Below are 21,346 nucleotides of genomic sequence, written 5' to 3' on the forward strand. Positions count from 1 at the left end.
TGGCGGGTGAAGCTGCCCAGAAGCGAGGTCTCCTTATCCAGCAGGAGCGAGAAATTCCGGGCGGTCTTCGGCCCGCCTGCCGGTACGCTATGTACAATGACACGCGACAGCGCTGTAGTTATGTCACCTATCACCATCAGGTGGACGGCAATGCCCCGTTCTTCGGCGGCATGCAGTGTGTCTTCTATCCGGTGCAGATCCTCCGCCCAGATATCTACCAGAATCTCTGCGCTGGCATTGGCAGCAAGGCGCTTTACCGCCAGAACGACCTGTGCGTCTCCTTTCCAGTTGCTGAAGAAGGGCGGTACAGCAGGCAGGTGGGTCAGCTCGTTCTCCAGCAGGCGGGCTGTGCGCTCAAATTCCGCCTGAAGCAGCTTAACGACCTGCCGGACCGGAATTGCAGCGAAGGTAACCGGCTCACCTTCGACTGTCCGGCAGACTCCTTTATCGACTAGACTGCGCAGCGCGGCGTATACATTGGACCGGGACACGGACACCTGCTTGGCGACCTCATAGCCCGAGGAGGGCGGCTGGCCGTGCAGCGCGAGATAGCAGCGGGCTTCCAGATCGGATAAGCCAAGCTTGCGTAATGCTTCAATCATGAGTGAACCGCCTTTCTGTGAGTGTGTAATGCTTCGTTGTTTTTTGTTGTATGTAGAGGTATTTCAAAATACTACTCCGATCCTAAAATGCTGTCAAGCAGCAATATCCGGCTGTCCGCGTCCCCAGGCCTTTCAAAAAAATGATTATATCCGGGTGAAATCAGGTAATAACTTTCAAGACGGCTTTTGAAAAGCCGGTATGCAAGAGAGTCTCGACTATAAACCAATGACAGGATGAGGACTTATGCGGAGAGCAATTCTAACAACCATGCTCATCTCCAGTCTGCTAATGGCTGGCTGCGGCAATAACGAGGCGGCGAATGGCAGTACGGCGGCTACTCCAGAGACCGGACAGGCAGCGACGGTAAGCCCGGAGGTTACGCCTGAACCCGCAACTGAAGCTACCGCAGAGCCTGCACCGGAAGCTACGGCACAGGCACCAGCGCAGACGACCGCACCGGAAGCCACGCCGAAGGCCAGTGCGTCGGCAGGGGAACCCTTGCGGCAGACTTATTTTGACAAGCTGGATAAGATTGAAGAAGGACTTAGTGATCTGAAGTCTCTGTCGGACAGCGGCGTCATGACTGATATGAAGTCGGCCGCCTCCAAGGAGCATGAACGCTGGGACAAGGCATTGAATGAAATCTACCAGACGCTCAAGGAGCAGCTTCCCGAAGCCGAAATGGCGAAACTGAAAGAGGAGCAGCTAAGCTGGATCAAGGAACGCGATAAGACAGCAGAAGAAGCGGCTGCCAAATATAAGGGCGGAACGATGGAGGGGCTGGAGTACGCGGCGACCTTGGCTTCAGTGACGAAGGAGCGTTGTTATAAGCTGGTGGAGTTGTATATGAAGTAATCAAATAGCGCAGCGGCTCTCTCGTAAGGAGGGCCGCTGCGCTATTTTTTGCCCATTTGAATGACCTGATGAATTGATAAGTGTATTCTGTACAATTAAAAACGGTGAAAAGGAAAGATTTTCTCTTCTAACTGTAGGCTGTACAACTAAATCTGCCCGAATGGTGTAGAAACAGGTATAGAAGCAAATTTAATTGTATGAAATGCAGTTAAGCGGATAATAGGCGGTAAATTAGACGATTTAGTTGTACAGAGTGCGATTAAGCGTACTAAATTAAATCTTGTAACTTAATAAATTTGTGCCCGCTTCAGCAAGAATTGATTCAAATCCCCTGAATCTCCGTGGGACACCAAGACGCCCCGGTTAACCAATACCCGCATTCTATGGAGTATAAATGAAGTGCCCAAGAACTGCTGCGAGATTTCGAACACGCGGATGAAGACACTCGCTGCACTTACAAACCCCTTCCTGACCTGATTGCGCTCTTGCTCCACTTCCAGTTCAATAACGGACCTCAGAATTAACTCATCCAGCGCGTTTTCATCACAGCTAATAATGGCGGCATCTTTCCACAGACGCAGCATTTGATTTTCCTCCGCCAGCCTGAGCCAATCCAATTCGTAGCTCCTTCTCTGATCAGATTCAAGAGGGAGGCCTTGACTATATTTCTTCACGATAGACAAGTAACTCTCCCGATCGATTGCACCTCTATAAAAGGGTACGAAACCCTCTGTGCTATGAATTGCGGCTGAATGATATAGCTCAGTCACATTAACCATATGCACTGGCTGTATACGCTCCCGCAATACATGCAATACGAAACGCAGCCCAGTCTGGTCATGCGCATTATCTGCCACCCAAATGACGATGATCTTGTGGTGCGGGATGCTCTTCACGGTCTGAACCATATGGACAAGCCGATTCTCTTGGTTGTGATGCTGGATAATACTGTACTCCTCATCACGTTCCATCATCCATAGATGCCTGTTCTGCATCCCGGGTACTGTGTCCAATCCTGATAAAGGCCCAATTGAGAATAATTCATTAAAAGCCAGTACGTGGTTAGTCTCACGTATACCAATAGCACTGAGCGTTACTTTTAAGGAACCTGCATCCGACATGCCGAAAAGAATATGTACAAATTCTTGTTCCATTCGTTCATTTGAAACTCCGTGTGCCTTTGCCATAAACACTCTCCTAACCAAACATATCCACCATAATACCACATATTGGAACCCAGCTTACCCGTTATAAAAGTCGATTCTAGGCTGAAAGTGCTTTTTTTTGAGCAGAACGGATCCCTATTATTTGTTACGCTCCATATGAATGATACCAGGAAAGGAGGCGGGGGCGCTCAAGCTCAAGCTGGAAGACAACTAGGAGAGCATCTGCACAAGTTTCCCCTGATTTCTAAATTGATTTTAGAATAATAGGAGGAGTTAAGCCCATGGGTAGAAAAAAGAGGTCTGTTCAGAAATCATTGCTCACATTCTTATTATCCTGTCTGCTGGTCTTACCGCTTGCTCTCCCGCCCGCACCGGCACATGCAGCTTCTACTGGAAATCTTCCTGCCCGGCAGGCAGAATATCTGGACCATGGCTTGGTGGCAGTTCTGACGGATGGCGGCGTCTTTGTGAGCTGGAGGTACTTGAATACGGATTTAGATGAAATCGCTTACAATGTCTATAAGAACGGGATGAAGGTGAACCCGGCACCGATCGTAGACTCTACCAACTATGTGGATACTACGGGGGCGGACAGCTCGCAATATCAGATTTCAACGATTGTTGCCGGGAAGGAGGAGATGCAGCCCGAGCGGGCGGCGGTGTGGCATAACTCCTATCTGCCAATTCCGCTCGATAAGCCTGAGGGTGGCCGGACCAAAGACGGGGGGACGTATTCCTATTACGCCGGAGATGCCTCTGTTGGGGATCTGGACGGGGACGGGGAATATGAGATCGTTTTCTTGTGGAGTCCCAGCAATTCGAAGGATAATTCACAAGCTGGCTATACAGGGAACGTCTACATCGATGCGGTCAAAATGGACGGCACCAAGCTCTGGCGCATTGACCTTGGCGTGAACATCCGGGCCGGGGCGCACTATTCGCAGCTGATGGTGTATGACCTGGACGGCAATGGCAAAGCCGAGGTGGTGGTCAAAACGGCAGACGGTACCAAAGACGGGCAGGGTACAGTCATCGGTGACGGCACCAAGGATTACCGCAACGACGGAGGTTATATCCTCAGCGGGCCGGAATATCTGACGCTGTTCGACGGCCAGACGGGTGCTGCTGTATCCACCGTGGACTATGATCCGCCAAGAGGCAATGTAAGCGCGTGGGGAGACGGATATGGTAACCGCGTCGACCGGTTCCTCGCCGGAATTGCTTACTTGGACGGCGTGAAGCCAAGCGTGGTTATGGCCCGTGGCTATTATACAAGAACAACGCTTACCGCCTACGACTACACGAATGGCGCATTGGTGAAGCGCTGGAACTTCGACACGAACGAGGCTGGCGCACAATACGAAGCACAAGGCAATCATAACCTTAGTGTGCTGGATACAGATGGTGACGGCAGAGATGAGATCATGTATGGTGCGCTGGCGATAGATGATGACGGCACACTGCTCTACAGCACCGGGCTTGGTCACGGAGATGCGATGCATGCCGGGAAGCTCGATCCGAACCGGGACGGGTATCAGGTCGTAAGTGTGCATGAGCATAAGGATGCTGCATACGGGCTGGAGATGCGCGATGCCGCAACAGGCGAGATCCTCTGGGGCCAATTCACCGGAAAAGATACCGGACGGGGCATGTCGGCGGATATCGATCCGGAGCATCCCGGCTATGAGTCTTGGGCGTCCAACATCGTGAACGGGCAGATGGACCCGTTATCCCGAGGCTACGCAGCTGACGGTCAGGTGATCTATGAACAGAATGAAGTACCGCGAAGCGCGAATTTCGCCATCTGGTGGGATGGGGATCTTCAGCGGGAGCTGTTCGACCACGACTGGAATAACACTACCGCGCAAGGCATTCCGCTGATTTACAAGTGGGATTACCGGAATAAGCAGCTGAAGGAGATTTTTCGGGCAGCAGGTGCGCTAACCAATAATCATACCAAAGGCAACCCGGCCCTTCAGGCGGACCTGCTGGGCGATTGGCGTGAAGAGCTGCTGCTGCGCAGTGAAGACAGCACGGAGTACAGACTCTATACCACAACAATTCCTACAACCTACAGAATCCCTACGCTCATGCAAGATCCGGTGTACCGGCTGGGGATTGCCTGGCAGAATGTGGCGTACAACCAGCCGCCGCACACCGGCTTCTATCTCGGGACGGAGGCCACCGCTTTTCCCAAAGCCAATCTAACACTGACCGGCGCGCCACAACCGCTGGAGCAGCAATACCACTTCGGGTTCGGTACGGAGCCTCCAGCCGGAACAACTTCTGTGCAGACTACGCCATACACGGAGGGAACGGGGTATGGTTTCGAGAGCATAAGCGGAATCACCTTGGGAGCGGGCCATGCTTCCCTGCCGGAGAATACCAAGTTTGCGGTGGACCTGCCGAATGCCAATTACAAGGTGACGCTCAAGCTGGGCAGCGGAGACAGAGACTCGAGCGTAGGGGTCAAATCTGAATTTGTGCAAAAGCTGGCGCTAACCCAAATCCCTGCCGGAACACCACTGCTCTATTCCTATGACATTGCAGTGGTTGACGGGCAGCTAGAGTTTATTTTCTCCGGTAAGGCAGCTGATGTGCAGGAGATTAAGATCGAGAAGTACCACGAGAAGACGCAGGGAACCGGAACAACCATCTATATGGCCGGGGATTCGACGATGCAGTCCTACAGCGGGATACAGGCTCCGCAGGAAGGCTGGGGCCAGCAATTCGGTAACTACTTCAGCAGCGGAGTAACGATCCAGAATGATGCCATCGGCGGCAGAAGCAGCAAGTCGTTCATGGTGGATGGCCGTCTGGATAGTATTCTGCAGAAGATCAGACCGGGCGATTATTTCTTCATCTCCTTCGGCCATAACGATGCAAGTATAGGCATCCCTGACCGTTATGCCTCTCCGGCAGATTATGCAGCGTACTTGACCCGCTATGTGAACGGAGCCAAGCAGCGCGGGGCCACTCCGGTTCTGTTAACGCCGGTAGGACGCAGGGACTTCAATACGATCACTCAGGAATTCAACGTAAGCTTTCCGGAATATGTGAAGGCGGCTCAAGAAACAGCGGCTGCACTGAACGTCCCGCTAATTGATCTGAGCCAGCTCAGCATTGCAGATTACAACCGGATCGGCCTGGCCGCTACGGAGAAGCTGTTCCTCTATGCTAATCCCGGGGAATATCCGAAGTATCCGAACGGGGTCAGTGATAATACCCATTTCAGCACCTATGGGGCACAGGTCATTGCCGGTCTGGTGGCTGGCGCAGTGAAGGACATGGGCCTTAGCATATCCCCGTTCGTGATTGATCCCGGTATTACCGAGCCGGAGCCAGAGCCGGAGGTACAGCGGTATGAGGAGAATTTCGAGGGCGATCCGGCTGCTGCCCAATACTCGATGGTGAATGCTACAGGCACTGCCGGAACTATGGCGGGGACGGTTACTGGGGAGAACGGGAACAAGGTATTGTCTGTGACGGGTTCCGGCTCCGGCAACCGCGCCAAGGTATTCCGCTTATTCGATGCGGTGAACGGCGACATTGTGAATGTCGATTTCAACTGGCATTCCGGCAATGTGGGCGCTGTCCCATCGGAGGGGCATCTGACTCTGCAGGATGCGAATGAGAATCTGATTTTCACCCTGCTCACCAAGACCGGAGCGGCAAGTCCGAATACGAACATTCATTATTTTACTGGTCCGTATACACCTGACTATGGTAACGGCACCACTGCCATTCCAGGGGGCGGGACAGCTACGAATATTCCCAAGAATCAGTGGGTGAATGTCAAGCTGAAGATTGATTTTGCCGGAAAAACCCTTGATCTCACCTTGACAAGTCTCGCTAATCCAAGTGTCACCCAGACGATCCGTGATATTCCGCTGAGTCCTGGCGTGTATGCGAATAACGTTAGGGGCTTGCGGTTCCTGGGTACGCGAAAAGGAGGAGGAGGCACGCTGAATTGGACCACCCAGATCGACAACGTAAAAATTGAAGGCACGAAGCTGCCGGCGGCAGCAGGCGATATGGCGGCGTTGATTGCGCTGCACAAGGAAGTTAAAGCTATCGACCTGGCATCCTACACGGAAGCCTCTGTAGCTGTGGTGCATAGAGCCTTGAGCGCTGCCGAGGCGCTGATCGGAACAACAGCCTCGCAGGCGCAGATCAATCATGCGGTGAATTTGCTGACGGTCGCGCGCGATTCATTGACCAGCAAGGCTGTGGGTGATATTAGCACATACGCCTTTGATTTTGGCTCCGGCAGCGTAGCAGACGGCTACACGAAGGTAGATGCCAAACGGGCTTATATTGAAGGGAACGCCTATGGTTTTGCCGACACCGCGCTGGTCCAGGACGAGAACCGGGGAACCGGCAATCCGCTAACCGAGGACTTTACCCGTGTGAACGGCACTTCGTTTCTGGTGGAGATGAAGCCGGCGAATTACCGGGTGACGATGACCATTGGGGATACGCAAGAAGTGACCCAGACTGCTGTTACAGTGGAGCAAATGAACAAGATGCCGGTCGCCACTATCCCGGCAGGCCAATTCAAGGAAGTGACGTATGATGTCGCCCTGATCGATGGCGCATTTAACTTCAGCTTCTCCGGCAGTACGCCGAAGATCAACGCGCTGAAGATTGAGCGCCTGCCGGAGCAGGGGGCGGCCGATAAGCCGACTCTATATTTGGCGAGCGATTCCACCGTGGCCAATTATGCGGAGAACTACCGTCCGCAGGCGGGGTGGGGCGAGACGCTGGGCCGTTATTTTGACACCGACAAGATTGTCATTGATAACCGGGCAGTCGGCGGACTAAGCAGCAAAACCTTTCTGAACGGCGGATATCTAAACGATATTCTGCTAGGCATTCATGAAGGGGATTATCTGTTCATGCAGTGGTCGCATAATGATTCGACGCCGTCCCGGCCGGAACGTTATCTTACCCCGGAGCAGTTCAAGGTGTATCTGAAAGAATATATTAACGGTGCTGTGCAGAGAGGTGCGATTCCAGTAGTAGTTACACCAGTGAACCGGAGGGATTTCAGCGGTGAGGTGCTGAACAAAAGCTTCCCGGCCTACGTACAGGCGATGAAGGAAACGGCGCAGGAGACGGGGACGCTGCTGGTGGATTTGAATCAGGCCAGCTGGGAGTATTTTCAGGAGCTGGGTACAGAGGGCACCAAGTCCATCTTCATGTGGACGGGAACCACGGAGGACAATACCCATCTGCAGATGAACGGTGCGATTAAGGTATCTGAGCTGGTAGCAGGGCTTGTGAAGGAGCTGAACATTCCGTTGTCCGCCTTAGTTACTCTTCAAGGAGAGCAAACGGACCAGACCCCGCCGCATACGGCTGCGGCAGTGAAGGGAGCGGAGCAGAACGGCTGGTACACATCGGCGGCAGAAGTGACGTTCACCGCGAGCGATGAGCAGTCCGGGGTTGACCAGACGTATTTCAAGGTGAACGGCGGAGAGCTTCAGACCGGCAGCAAGCTGACGATAAGTGAGGAGGGCAAGCATACCCTGACCTATTGGAGTGTGGATAAAGCCGGTAATAAGGAGGCGGGGCAGACACTGGCGGTGGCTGTTGACCTATCGCCTCCGGCGGTTGTCATTCAGGGAGAGACACAGTATACGATTGATCAGCAGGTCGGGATTAGCTATACGGCTTCCGATTCGGTGTCTGGAGTAGCGGAACCAAGCGGCGAGTTACTGAATACACCTGCGTATACACTTGAACCCGGTCTGCATAGGGTGACGGCCAATGTTAGTGATTTTGCAGGCCGTGAGACTAATGTAGACTTCAGTTACAGTGTTTACGCTACGTTTGCGAGTCTGGCTGAATTGACCCGTACCTTCGCGGGTGAATCGGCTGACCCGGGTGCGGCAGCGCTTGCAGAGCAACTAATTGGTAAGCTTATGCAGTCGGAGCAAGCGGCAGGGGCGCGTGAAGGGTCGAAGGCCCGCTCGCTGCTTGCAGCATACAGCCAGGAAGTCAGCTCTGGGGCCGCTGCGGCTTTTACAGTGGAACAAGGGAATGTGCTCACCAGATGGGCCGCATGGATCAGCCAGAGTATTCCGCTTGCGGACAGCGCTCCAGGTATGCCTGTATTGTCGGATAATAACGGGCATGATACGGGGCTGCGGGACGGCGATTATACGGTTACGATGAATCTCTGGTGGGGCAATAATGGCACACGCTTCAAGCTCTTTGAGAATGGAGAAAAGATTGAAGAAGGCGCACTTACAGACCAGTCACCGTCTGCCCAGTCTGTACAGATCGATATTTCCGGCAGGCAGAATGGGACTTATGTCTATACGCTGGAGCTGAGCAACCCGCACGGATCGGTGACCAGCGCACCCTTGACGGTGACAGTCACCGATGCTTCCCCTGGGCAAGCGGTATTATCGGGTGATAACTGGGATGGGGACGGCAGCTATGCGGTTACGATGAATCTGTGGTGGGGAACGAATGCGGTGGAATACCAGCTGTATGAGAATGGCGTATTGGTTGATACCCAGACTCTACAGGCGCATACCCCGGATGCCCAGTCCGTAGTATCTACAATCTCCGGCAAAACACCCGGAACCTATGAATACGAAGCCGTCCTGCGCAACGCGGCAGGTGAGTCCAGATCCGCGAAGTTGATAGTAACGGTACGGAAGTGAGCGGTTGGCTGAAGAGCGAATGATGCGTGTGGTGATGTGATTGCGTGAACGTGTGAAATTTTCTAGAAAAGCCCGGGAAACCGGGCTTTTTGTGCTTTAAGAGATACATTTAGTAGCTTGGGCTGAGTGTGGATGGAGGAGCTTTAGGATGAGAGCCAGAAGGAGCGCCGTGAGGAGCGTCAGAAGGAGCAGGAGTACACCAGATTTCACCAGTCGCAGGCCTAAGGAGTGATGTGTGTCAAAAAGCGAATACACTGGGCAGGTGCGAGGTCCTGTAGTCCGGATGTAAGCGAAAAACCGAATAGAATGGGCTAGGTGAGTAGCCGAGGGCGGCCGAAGGAGAGCCGTGAGGAGCACTAGTGCCCCTGAGTTAAGCGGATGCAGGCCAAACAAGCAAATGAAGAGCAGAAGTGCCCCTGAATCCGCCATAAAGTGGGTGTTATGCTGAAATGAAGTGCACTAGTGCACTTCATTTCAGCGAATGTCAGCAAAACGGGCAAATAGGGTGCATTAATGCACCCGAATCTAGCGGATACGATGCACGTGAGCAAATAAGGAGCACTAATACCCCTCCTACACTGGACGCCGTCAATAGTAGCAGGAGAGTGAGCGGGCGTTGGAATTCATACAGCTTAATGCAGCTATTACGATAAAAGCCCCCAGTTACAGCTATCTTGCAATAGTACAGTAACAATCCTTTAATCAGCATGCTATTCTTGGGCCAGCAACAGCAGCATCTAAGCGCACAGTAGCACACAGTGATAACCAGCAGTACCAAGCAAACTAATACCTGAATAGTTGCTGAAAGAGGAGGCGGGGCCGGAGATATATGTATGCGTTTACACCTGGACAGGTTTGTATTTGTTGATACGTTCACATTGCTGCTAGGTATCTATCTATTTCAGTATCTATCTATTTATGTACGGAAAGCGATGAGATGAAGGAGGCGTAAATAGTTGAAGCAGATCAGAAAGTTACAAAAGTACCGAAAGACAAAGCGGATCAAACATTGGATGCTTGCTCTAGTAATGACGTTGCTGCTTACCACAGTACCTGCGGGAGCGGGGAGCGCGGCGGCTGTGCTGGAGGAGGTACCTTTTCCGATGGATTCCAGCAATCAGGCCGGCTGGTGGTCTCCTCTTGCCACTTATGGGCTGGGCTATGAGTATGCTTATATGGCCTATAATGGTCCGGGTTCGATCCCCGGCAAGCATACGGTAGCTATTGCAAGAAGAGACAACGACGGACTATGGAGCAAGCTTCCGCTCATGGACGGGACAACCCCTGCAGAATATCTGGACGATCTCGGGCATAATCAGCCTTCTATGGCGAGGGACGGGAGCGGGCGGTTCCACGTTTTTGCTTCCATGCACAGCAATGCCTGGCGCTATTACCGCTCAGATACCGTGGGCGGAATTCCGCAGAACCACTCGGCCGATCTGCCTGCAGGTATGACGGTAACCTATCCGGTAGTGACGACTGCTCCGAATGGCGATCTGTATTTGCTGGTGCGTGTCGATAAAGACCTGGCTGGCAAAAGAGAGGCTGTTCTGCTGCGCTGGAACAATGCCGACTCCGTATGGACTCAGGTCAAGACCATTGCGGCGCATCTGAACCGGTCTGTCTATCCGGATGACCTGGTCTTTGACGCGAATGGCGATCTGCATATCTTGTTCGAGTGGGCGTACTTCGCCGCCAGCCCGCTGCGCCATCAATTGTCCTATCTGAAGTACAGCCCGTCCACGGGCATATTCAGCAAAGCGGACGGAACTCCGGTTACAGCGCCAGTCTCCCTGACTACGGCAGATATTGTGCAGCCTATGGCTCCAAGCGAAGCCTATGTGCAGAGTGGCAGCGACCCCGGCGGTCCGGGCGTACAGAGCGCCAAGATGACGCTTGATTCAACGGATCGTCCGGTGATCGCTTACCGTTACCGTGAGGAGAGCAGCACAAGCTTTGCTGTGAAGCAGGCGACTTACGGTGCAGGAGGCTGGAACTTGCAGACCGTCTATAACGCTGCTCCTACCAACGCGGCGATCGATGTGACCTGGACCGGAACAGCAGCCAGAATCTATTATGTCAAAAGCAGCGGAACTGACCGGGCGTTCATGGCAGTGAATACCGGCGGAGGCTGGACGGAGAGCTCGCTTGCACCGGGTATCCCGGTTGAACGGCTGGCCGTAGACCGCAGTCCGAAGGGCATTGACACCTTGTATCTGGTAGATGTAACGAACCTTAAGCTCTACTATGGGCGAAATAACTAGGCTGGGCAAGGCGGGTTTCACCACTAGCTATCTAGCAAGTGGAAAAGGCATTGCCGTCCTTCTAAAGTACGGTACCGTTTCAGGGAGAAATAGATTCAAAAAAAGAACCCGGGCGAATGTCCGGGTTCTTTCATATTGCATATATACATACACGATGATATAATCAACTGCGACTATTTTTAACTATTTTAGAACAAAAATAAGACATCTTATATTTTTATCTTAACACGCCGCTACACGCATGTCAATTTATTTTTCCGCTCGATTTATTAACGGTTTACAGATTCTACTTCACATGTTAGGGGAGATAGGGATGCAATCACTGGTTCTAAGGCTTAAGGACATGGACAATGTACCACTGCTGCTGGTTGGCGGGAAGGGGCTGAACCTGGGCAAGCTGTCCCGAATGGAAGGCATCCATGTGCCAGAGGGGTTCTGTGTGACGACAGAGGGTTATCAGGAAGCTATCCGGCATAATGAAGCGTATCATGCTTTGCTGGAACGGTTAACGGTGATGCAAGCCAAAGGCCAAGACCCGGCGCAACTCCTGGACATCAGCAGAGCGATCCGCGAGACGATTGAAGAATCCGAGATTCCGCCCGGGGTTGTGGCAGCCGTTACACAGCAGCTCGCGCAGTTTGGGAACGGTACGGCGTATGCGGTGCGATCCAGTGCAACGGCAGAGGATCTGCCGCATGCGTCTTTTGCCGGTCAACAGGATACGTATTTAAATGTAATAGGCCTGGACGCCATTCTGGAACACATCCGCAAATGCTGGGCGTCGCTCTTCACAGACCGTGCGGTAATCTACCGCATGCAGTAAGACTATGATCACAGACAAGTCTATTTATCTGTCATTGTACAGAAGATGGTCTTCCCGCAGGCCTCAGGCATTATGTTCACTGCAGATCCTGTTACAAATAACCGCAAGCTGCTATCGATCGACGCAGGGTATGGTCTGGGTGAAGCGCTCGTCTCGGGCATCGTATCTGCGGATGTCTACAAGGTGCGGGATGAGAACATCGTTGAGAAGCGGATTGCCTCCAAAAAGCTGGCGGTCTACACTTTACCGGAAGGCGGCACGGAACTCCGGCAGCTTGATTCTGCGCAGCAAGGGGCTGAGACGCTCACGGAATCACAGATTGTGCAGCTTGCCCGGATCGGAAGGGGCATTGAAGCAAGCTTCGGGGGCCCGCAGGATATCGAATGGTGCCTGGCCGATGATATCTTCTATATCGTCCAGAGCCGGCCGGTCACTACGTTATATCCCATTCCGGAATCCGGGGATCAGGAGAACCGTGCATATGTCTCTGTCGGCCATGGGCAAATGATGACGGACGCGATGAAGCCGCTGGGCCTGTCTTTTCATCTGATGGTTACTCCTGCCCCTATGCGGGTAGCCGGTTCCAGGCTGTTCGTTGATGTCACCGCTTATTTGGCCTCACCTGCCAGACAGACGATTGTTGATACCCTTGGGAAGTCCGATCCTTTAGTCAAAGACGCGCTGCTGACGATCCTTGAACGCGAAGATTTCATACCCGTATCGCCAGAGCTTCAACCCTCCGCCAGTCCCGGTAAAAGCAAACCAGACATACCCGATCCCCATGAGCAGGCACCGCTCAAGTCTGATCCGGCGACCGTTACAGAGTTGATTAAGAATAACGAAGCCTCGGTTGACGAATTGAAGCAGGCCATTCAGGGAAAATCCGGCGCGGAACTGTTTGATTTTATCCGTGGGGATATTAAGGAACTCAAGCGGCTGTTGTTCGATCCGCGCAGTACAGCAGTGTTCATGGCTGCTATGGATGCTTCGGCCTGGCTGAATGAGCACTTGAAGGAATGGCTCGGCGAAATCAACGCAGCAGATACCTTATCGCAATCGGTGGACAATAATATTACCTCAGCCATGGGCCTTGCGTTGCTTGATGTGGCCGATGTCATCCGCCCTTTTCCGCAGGTGACCGATTATTTGCAGCAGCACGTACAAGACGGGGATTTCCTGGCCGGACTCCTTGCGATAGAAGGCGGGCAAGCTGCCTATGCAGCGCTGACAGAGTATCTCGGCAAATACGGGATGCGCTGCACCGGGGAGATCGATATTACCAGAACCCGCTGGAGTGAGAACCCGGTCATTCTGATTCCTATGCTTCTCAGCAATATCCGGCAGTTCGCGCCGGGGGCCGGCAGACAGAAGTTCCAGCAGGGGCTTAAGGAAGCACGGGAGAAGGAACGGGACATCATGGAACGCTTGCGGCTGTTGCCGGATAGTGAGGACAAGATGCGGGAAACCAGACAACGGATTGAGCTGGTCCGGCATTACATCGGGTACAGGGAATATCCGAAGTACGGGATGGTCAGCCGTTACCTAGTATACAAACAGGCGATGATGCAGGAAGCGGAGCGGCTCGCGCAGGCAGGGAGCATCCATGGCAAGGAAGATATCTTCTACCTGCAATTCGAGGAGCTATACGAGGCCGTTCGCACTGGTGTATTCGATGACGAGCTGATTAAGAGACGCAAGGACGAATTCAAATTAGCCGAAAAGCTTACGCCGCCCCGTGTCATCACCTCAGAGGGTGAAATTCTGTCCGGCCGGTACAGACGGGAGGATCTTCCGCCCGGCGCCCTGGCAGGTCTACCTGTCTCTACAGGAGTAATCGAAGGACGGGCTAGAGTGATCCTTAATATGGAGGAGGCAGAACTGGAGGAAGGGGATATCCTGGTCACCTCATTTACAGACCCCAGCTGGACGCCGCTGTTCGTCTCCATCAAAGGGCTGGTCACCGAGGTCGGCGGGCTGATGACACATGGGGCAGTGATCGCCCGGGAGTATGGCCTGCCTGCCGTGGTCGGCGTGGAGAATGCGACCTTAAGGATTCAAGAAGGGCAACGCATTCGCGTGGATGGAAGCACAGGATATGTTGAGCTGCTATAATATTTCATTAAAGACTACTACGAGGCAAGGGGGAACACCAAGAACATGATTATATCGCTTGAAAAGGTATCCTGGCGGCGTGAGCAGACAATGATTCTCCATGATATGAATTGGCAGGTACATGAGGGACAGCACTGGTGCATCGTCGGTCTGAACGGTTCAGGCAAGACGACCATGCTGAACGTCGTGAACGGCTACATCTGGCCAATCCAAGGTCAAGTAGAGGTACTGGGCCACCGCTTCGGCGATGTGGACCTAAGGGAGCTGCGCAAGCGGATCGGCTGGGTTAGCACCTCTTTACAGCAGAAGCTGTACGGCCATCAGACGGCGCTGAACATTATTCTGAGCGGCAAGTTCGCCACGATTGGTCTATACGATAAGACAGAAGAAGAGGACGTGAAGCAGGCAGAGGAACTGCTGGAATTCCTGGATTGCTCGGCCCTGGCCACACGCACTTATGATACCTTGTCACAGGGACAACGCCAAAAAATTCTTATCGCACGGGCGCTCATTGCAAACCCTGAGCTGCTCATCCTGGACGAGCCTTGTACGGGACTGGATATTTTTGCGCGGGAGCAGTTGCTGAGGATGATCGAGAAGATCACCAAGCAGGAGGGGGGGCCGACCTTACTCTATGTGACCCATCATATCGAGGAGATTACTCCCTGCTTCACCCATACCCTGCTGGTTAAGAATGGGGAAATCTACAAAGCGGACGAGACGACGGAGTGTCTGAAGTCTGAGGTGCTCAGCGATTTCTTCGATACCCCGGTTGAGGTGCAAGAGCACCATAACCGGAGATGGCTTACGCTCAGTTGAACAAGAGGCGTTCCAGGAATCCATGACAAATAGTGTTTTGTACCCGGGAGACATGCCGTGTCCATTCCATCAAGTCCGCAATATTGTGTAGGGTAGGACCACATAAACCACAATATTAGGAGGAATGACTTATGGCAGATGAAGGATGCAATCAGACCGCTTCCGGGGCTTGCTCACATGCAGAGGGTTGTAGTACAGTCGTTCTTGAAGAACACGTGAATTCTCATATCATTGGTTGAAAGGGAGAAACTGTATTTTCCGGTTCTTGGCATTTAGCGAATGGGAATGAATCCACTCAAGGCATGAAGATCTGGAACCGCTTCTGCTGAAGGCTACCGCGTTCTTGCGAGAACAGCACCGGATCAAATCCGAATTTATGTGAAGTAGAGACGATTCAGCAATCGGGCTCGGCTCAAAAATATAAAGCAGCGATTCTCCTTTAACGGAGGATCGCTGCTTTTGTTATGGAGGTATGCCTAAAATATAGCCTGGAATTTATTGATACTTCGGCAGCCAGTCTCCATGGGCCGTGATCAGATCATCGCACATGCTGACAATGTCGTCCATCGACAGCTCTGCGGCGGTATGCGGGTCCAGCATAGCGGCGTGGTAGATATGGTCCTTTTTGCGAGTCATAGCGGCTTCGATGGTCAGGAGCTGGGTGTTGATGTTGGTCCGGTTCAGCGCTGCGCATTGCGGCGGAAGATCGCCTACGAAGGTTGGCGTTACGCCGCTTCTGTCCACCAGACAAGGCACCTCGACGCAGGCTTCACGCGGCAGATTGGTGATCAGCCCCGTGTTCATCACATTGCCGCCGATCTTGAACGGCACATCCGTCTCCATGGCTTCAAGGATGTAGGAGGCATACTCATGGGAACGCTCATGCGTCAGATCCTGGTTATTCACCAGATCTCCGCGCATCTGCTCCCATTCCTTAATCTGTTCCACGCAGCGGCGGGGATATTCGTCCAGCGGAATCTGGAAGCGTTCGATCAGCTCCGGGTAGTTACGCTTGATGAAGTATGGATGGTACTCGGCGTTATGCTCGGAGGACTCGGTAATGTAATAGCCGAATTTCAGCATCATCTCATAGCGGACCATGTCGTAGTGAGGCTCAAGCTGCTTCTCGGCCGCACGCCGTTTGATCTCCGGGTACAGATCCTCGCCGTCTTTGGTGACTTCAAGCAGCCAGGCCATGTGGTTGATGCCGGCGATTTTGGCTTGAACCCCTGTCTTGTCAATGCCGAGGTGGTCGAATAATCCAGGGATACACTGCTGCACGCTATGACAGAGTCCAATAGTATTCACGCCGCCATAGGTGTTCATGACATTCGTCAGAACGGCCATCGGGTTCGTATAGTTCAGGAACAGCGCATCCGGGCACACCTCACGGATATCCGCTGCAAAATCCAGCATAACCGGAATGGTACGCAGATTACGGAAGATGCCGCCAATGCCTACCGTGTCCGCAATGGTCTGGCGCAGGCCATATTTCTTGGGAATCTCAAAATCCGTAATCGTACAAGGATCGTACCCGCCGACCTGAATGGCATTGACTACATATTTGGCACCGCGCAGTGCTTCCTTGCGGTCGGTATACGTATTGACTGTACAAGTGCTGCCGCTGCTTTTCTTCAGATTCTGGAGCATGCTGGCAGAGTCATTCAGACGCTGGAGATCGATATCATATAGGGCAAGCTCGAAGCCCTGCAGAGCGGGCGTAGCCATGATATCTCCAAGGACGTTTTTGGCGAATACTGTACTTCCGGCACCGATAAATGTAACTTTAGACATAAGAGTCTAACCTCCTGTTGGTTGTGGGATATTAGGTTTCAGAAGCTTTTTTCGCTTGATTCATCTATAATCACTATAGAATAGAACCGAAGCCCCGCCTATGGAGAAAGACAAGATAGATATGGAGGAATGTTGCATGAATCCGGATCATTACGAGTTCACTCTGGCCATTAACCTGATACCGGAGGAGCAGGATTTGTCAGTGCTGTTCAGCGGCGAGGGGAGACCGCTTCCCGGACATACCATCGGACCGTCTGTACATGATTTCTACTTAATACATACCGTTCTGGAGGGCGGAGGCCTGTTCGAGTGCGGGACATTCGCGGCCGAGTGCAAGGCGGGAGATACCTTCGTGATTATGCCCGGGTCCTTATTCAGCTATAAGGCTGACCCGGATATTCCGTGGCATTATGCGTGGGTAGCCCTGCAGGGGATTGGTGTTCTGGATCTGCTTAGAGCCGTGGGCATTACCAGGGAGCAGCCCTTTCTGTCTTCCGGCAACGTCCCTGAGCTGCATAGCTTATATGAACGTATCCGGCAGGCATTCAAGCAATCCGCGTATCCGCGGCTGGAGAGTCTGGAGGCGTCAGGCTGGGCACGGCTGCTGCTGCATCAGTTCGGACGGGATAATCTAAGCGCCTTGCCGCCGAATCCGTCCGGGATGCCGGAGATGATCGACCGGCAGATCGACCAGGCGATCCGCTGGATCTCGCTGCAATACCATCAGCAAATCAGCATCGATCACCTCGCGTCCTCGCTTGGCTATCACCGGGTGCATTTATCCAAGGCATTCAAGCAGCGGACCGGCCTGTCTCCCAAGCAGTTCCTGCTTAAAATCAGAATGGACAAGGCCAGAGAGCTGCTGGGCAGCATGCTGACGATTGAACAAGTGGCCTCTTCCGTCGGCTTCAATGACGCCTTGTATTTCTCCAAGCAATTCCGCAAAGCTACCGGCATGCCGCCGAGCGAATACCGGATAGGACTTAGGAACGGGAACGAAAAAGATACAGGAGGATCAAGCATATGAAACCGCAAGTTCAGCGAATCCGTGATCTGACTATTGTGCGAAGAGAGGGGGGCCGCTTGCTGGTCATCGGCTGCGACTCCAGCGCCAGCATCGGGAATAAGCCGATGGATGCGGTGCAGACTCCCCCTGCTGTTGCAGGCTATTATGCTGCCAGAGTTGCAGTAATGGAGGTACTGTCTGTGGGGGCTGAGATCTTAACTGTCATCGATACCCTGGCGGTAGAGAAGGAGCCTACAGGGAATGAGATTATAAGGGGCATCCGCAAGCTGCTTGAGGAAGCCGGACTGACTGCAGCCCACGTGAACGGCAGCACTGAGGATAATTTCGTGACCTGTCAGACCGGTATCGGAATCACTGTGATCGGGGAGGCGGATGAGACGCAGTTGAAGCTGGGCTGTTCACAGGGCGGAGACTGTATCGTGATGCTGGGCGAACCGCTGGTCGGAAGCGTTGTTCTGGAGCAGGAAGCAAGCCAGTGTACCATCCGGCAGCTTCAGCTTCTGGCAGCTGCGCCGGAGGTCCATGACATTCACCCGGTCGGCTCTAGGGGAGCAGGGTATGAAGCGGAGCTGCTCGCGGAGCTGAACAGCTGCGGCTTCCGGCCGGTGCCTGGAATAGCGGATAAGCTACAGGTATCCGGGGGGCCGGCGACAGCAGTGATTTTTGCGGCAAAGGAACGTAGGATTAGAGAACTTCAGTCCAGAATAGGCGGCAAAATGGAGATTATCGGTTATTTGCAGGATTGACCGGCTTGCGGAAGCTGAATTCAGCGCGAAGAAGGCGGATTTGATTAAGCGACATTAGCCTTTCCGGGAACAAATGGATAAACGTATCTTAATTTTACGCTTTCTGCGGAATGCTGCGAAATAAGTGGAAAAACAGCATCTGCTGCTCATTGATTGGGCCACATCGGGTAACGAGTGAGTATTTAAGTGCCATTTTTCCAATTACTCCCCCAGCGTGGCCCATACGTTCCTATGCAAGTGGATGAAATCCAACTAGCTTCGCTCCCGCAATGCACATCCCAGGCTCAGCCGCTACCCAAGCGCAATGGGCAGTAGTAGTATAAACTAGTAATCAAACAAGTGGAACGGTTTTGCCACCCTGTTGACCAAGGTTACCATTTCAGCGAGAAAGGGGTCCCTCATGATCTACTTACGAAGCTTCAAGCTCTCCAAGGTTATCGAACGAAATCCTAACATCTACCCGGATTATGTACTTAAACCTATCGCGGGCGAGGTGCTGGTGTTTGACCGGATTACAGTGTTATATGGAAATAACGGCAGCGGAAAATCCACTCTGCTTAATGTGATCGCCAGCAAGCTTGGATTACCCGGGGCTGAGCGAATGACCAGCTACGGACATAGCATCTACGCTCAGCGCTTCTTGGAATTGAGTAGTTACCGGTTAGGGCAAGATGAGCAGGAGCGTAACATCAGAGAGCTTCCGAAGGGAAGCCGTTATATAAAGTCTGAGGATATTTTGTATGAGATCAAAAAAATCCAGCAAGCCTCCGTGCTGCGTGAGAGTATGGTGTATGAGCAGAGGAACGGGGGGATGAGCAAGAATCAGGCAGCGGAATATGAATCCTCGAACGCGTTCAAGAAGCAACTCGATAACATCCAATTCTCACAGGAAAAATACTCCAACGGCGAAACCTCAATGGCCTTCTTCGAGGAGAATTTGCAGCCGGGGAATTTGTATGTTTTGGACGAGCCGGAAACGTCGCTGTCGCCTGCCAACCAAATTAGAATAGCGGAGCAAATCAATGAGCTGGCCCGGTATTTCGATAACCAGTTCATTATTGCCACACACTCCCCCTTCATTCTGGGAACATTGCATGCTAAGGTCTACAATCTGGATGCCAGCCCCTTGCAGACTGCGGAGTGGTATGAACTGGAGAATGTACAATCTTTCTATCAATTTTTCAAGCAGCATAAACATTTGTTTGAATGAAGCTGATAAGCGCCAAGAAGCGCAGGAATTGACATCATTAAAATTTAAAGTTATTATAGATACGCATAGTCCTTAATCGAAGCGATGCATATGTGTATTACAGATTGGCGACGCAGGTGAGCAATGGAGATACGGGGTCTAATTTTTTGCGCCATTCAAAGACTATGGAAGTCTCTAATATCCGTAAAATTACCTGTCGTCACACACCCGCACACATTACCCACCACACACAAGGAGGAATTACAAATGAAGAACCTGGAAAACGTTGATGCCGCAGCAAATGCAGATGTAGCAGATGCAGCCAATGCTGATGTAGTCATTATCGGAGGAGGGCCTGCCGGGCTTAATGCCGGGCTGATGCTGGGCCGGGCACGCAAACGGGCGATTGTCATAGATGCGGGGCGTCCGCGTAATGCGGTCACCCGGGAAGCGCATGGCTTCCTGACCCGGGACGGGATTGCTCCGTTTGAACTCCGGCGGATTGCCATAGAACAGCTTGGCGCTTATCCGTCGGTCTCACATGTTGAAGATACAGTTGTGTCCGTTACCGGTGAGGATGGAGCCTTCATGCTGGAGACAGCTTCAGGTCTTAAGCTGACCAGTAAGAAGCTGCTGTTCGCCGCAGGTATGAAGGATCTCAGGCTGGATATTCCCGGGCTTGCCGAGGTCTACGGGAAAAGCGCCTTTGTCTGCCCGTACTGTGATGGCTGGGAATTAAGAGATCAGCCGCTGGTGGTCATCAGCAGAGGGGCTGCACTCATGCATCTTGCGCCGTTGTTATACGGCTGGACGAAGCAGTTCGCGGTCTGCACGAATGGCCCTGATGAGCTCACAGCAGCGGAACGCGAAGAATTGCGCGCTCATGATATCCCGTTATTCGCTGCTCCGATTCATGAGATTTCATCCAATGAGGGCATGGTTAACCATGTGAAGCTTATGGATGGAACAGAGCTTCTTTGTACAGGCATCTTCTTCCGGCCCGAGCTGGCTCCGGGAACGGATCTGCCGCATACCCTGGGCTGCCGGATATCCGAGCAGGGTATCCTGGAGGTTGGCGAGTCCGGTCAGACCAGCGTACCCGGAATATACGCTGCCGGGGATGCTGCCACGATGATGCATCAGTCCATAGCTGCTGCCGCATCGGGCGCGCTGGCTGCTGCAGCGCTGAACGGCGAGCTGAACCGGGAAGCTTGGAAGGCCGGGCTTGCATAATTCTTCCCCTTGTAGCAAAGGATAACTTTACTATGAAT

Annotated in this window: 11 protein-coding genes and 1 pseudogene; 9 read left to right on the forward strand and 3 right to left on the reverse strand. The window is 52.8% G+C overall.

Annotation, left to right across the window (positions count from 1 at the left end; translation table 11 throughout):
• The coding region (locus C162_RS35850; RefSeq protein WP_036690886.1) for a TrmB family transcriptional regulator at positions 1-602 on the reverse strand (602 nt) is incomplete at its 3' end.
• 244 nt (positions 603-846) lie between these two features.
• Between C162_RS35850 and C162_RS33990 the strand changes: the two genes are divergently transcribed.
• A complete protein-coding gene (locus C162_RS33990) occupies positions 847-1,458 on the forward strand; it encodes a lysozyme inhibitor LprI family protein (protein ID WP_051493145.1) in 612 nt (203 codons plus the stop codon).
• Positions 1,459-1,745: 287 nt separating this feature from the next.
• Here the strand turns inward: C162_RS33990 and C162_RS01910 are convergent, their stop codons facing one another.
• Positions 1,746-2,645, reverse strand: a complete 900-nt coding sequence (locus C162_RS01910; protein WP_051493146.1) for a DUF1835 domain-containing protein — start codon at positions 2,643-2,645, stop codon at positions 1,746-1,748.
• A gap of 260 nt (positions 2,646-2,905) precedes the next feature.
• Here C162_RS01910 and C162_RS37420 point away from each other — a divergent pair, with 260 nt between their 5' ends.
• The 4 genes and pseudogenes from C162_RS37420 to C162_RS01930 all read left to right on the forward strand — a co-directional run bounded on the left by C162_RS37420 (position 2,906) and on the right by C162_RS01930 (position 15,319).
• Positions 2,906-9,301, forward strand: a complete 6,396-nt coding sequence (locus C162_RS37420) for a rhamnogalacturonan lyase family protein (RefSeq protein WP_036690650.1) — start codon at positions 2,906-2,908, stop codon at positions 9,299-9,301.
• 956 nt (positions 9,302-10,257) lie between these two features.
• Complete coding sequence (locus C162_RS01920) at positions 10,258-11,565, forward strand: BNR-4 repeat-containing protein (RefSeq protein WP_200869163.1); 1,308 nt, start codon at positions 10,258-10,260, stop codon at positions 11,563-11,565.
• 313 nt (positions 11,566-11,878) lie between these two features.
• Positions 11,879-14,500, forward strand: a pseudogene (ppsA, locus tag C162_RS01925) (phosphoenolpyruvate synthase).
• 45 nt (positions 14,501-14,545) lie between these two features.
• A complete protein-coding gene (locus C162_RS01930; RefSeq protein WP_036690652.1) occupies positions 14,546-15,319 on the forward strand; it encodes an ABC transporter ATP-binding protein in 774 nt (257 codons plus the stop codon).
• A 495-nt stretch (positions 15,320-15,814) separates the two neighbouring features.
• On the opposite strand, the gene C162_RS01935 is transcribed toward C162_RS01930, so the two are convergent.
• Positions 15,815-17,113: an alpha-glucosidase/alpha-galactosidase gene (locus tag C162_RS01935; protein ID WP_036690655.1), complete on the reverse strand. Its 1,299-nt coding sequence runs from the start codon at positions 17,111-17,113 to the stop codon at positions 15,815-15,817.
• Positions 17,114-17,249: 136 nt separating this feature from the next.
• Here C162_RS01935 and C162_RS01940 point away from each other — a divergent pair, with 136 nt between their 5' ends.
• From C162_RS01940 to C162_RS01955, 4 genes are all read left to right on the forward strand, one after another.
• A complete protein-coding gene (locus tag C162_RS01940; RefSeq protein ID WP_036690657.1) occupies positions 17,250-18,140 on the forward strand; it encodes an AraC family transcriptional regulator in 891 nt (296 codons plus the stop codon).
• Positions 18,137-18,886: an AIR synthase related protein gene (locus C162_RS01945; RefSeq protein WP_036690665.1), complete on the forward strand. Its 750-nt coding sequence runs from the start codon at positions 18,137-18,139 to the stop codon at positions 18,884-18,886. Before C162_RS01940 ends, C162_RS01945 begins: the two co-directional genes overlap by 4 nt.
• A 400-nt stretch (positions 18,887-19,286) precedes the next feature.
• Positions 19,287-20,096, forward strand: a complete 810-nt coding sequence (locus C162_RS01950; protein WP_036690668.1) for an AAA family ATPase — start codon at positions 19,287-19,289, stop codon at positions 20,094-20,096.
• A gap of 246 nt (positions 20,097-20,342) precedes the next feature.
• The gene (locus C162_RS01955) at positions 20,343-21,308 is read left to right on the forward strand and encodes an NAD(P)/FAD-dependent oxidoreductase (RefSeq protein WP_084648779.1); all 966 of its coding nucleotides are present in this window, start codon (positions 20,343-20,345) and stop codon (positions 21,306-21,308) included.
• The last annotated feature ends 38 nt before the right edge of the window (positions 21,309-21,346 follow it).

The sequence above is a fragment of the Paenibacillus sp. FSL R7-269 genome (genome assembly GCF_000517865.1).
Taxonomy (GTDB): domain Bacteria; phylum Bacillota; class Bacilli; order Paenibacillales; family Paenibacillaceae; genus Paenibacillus_AQ.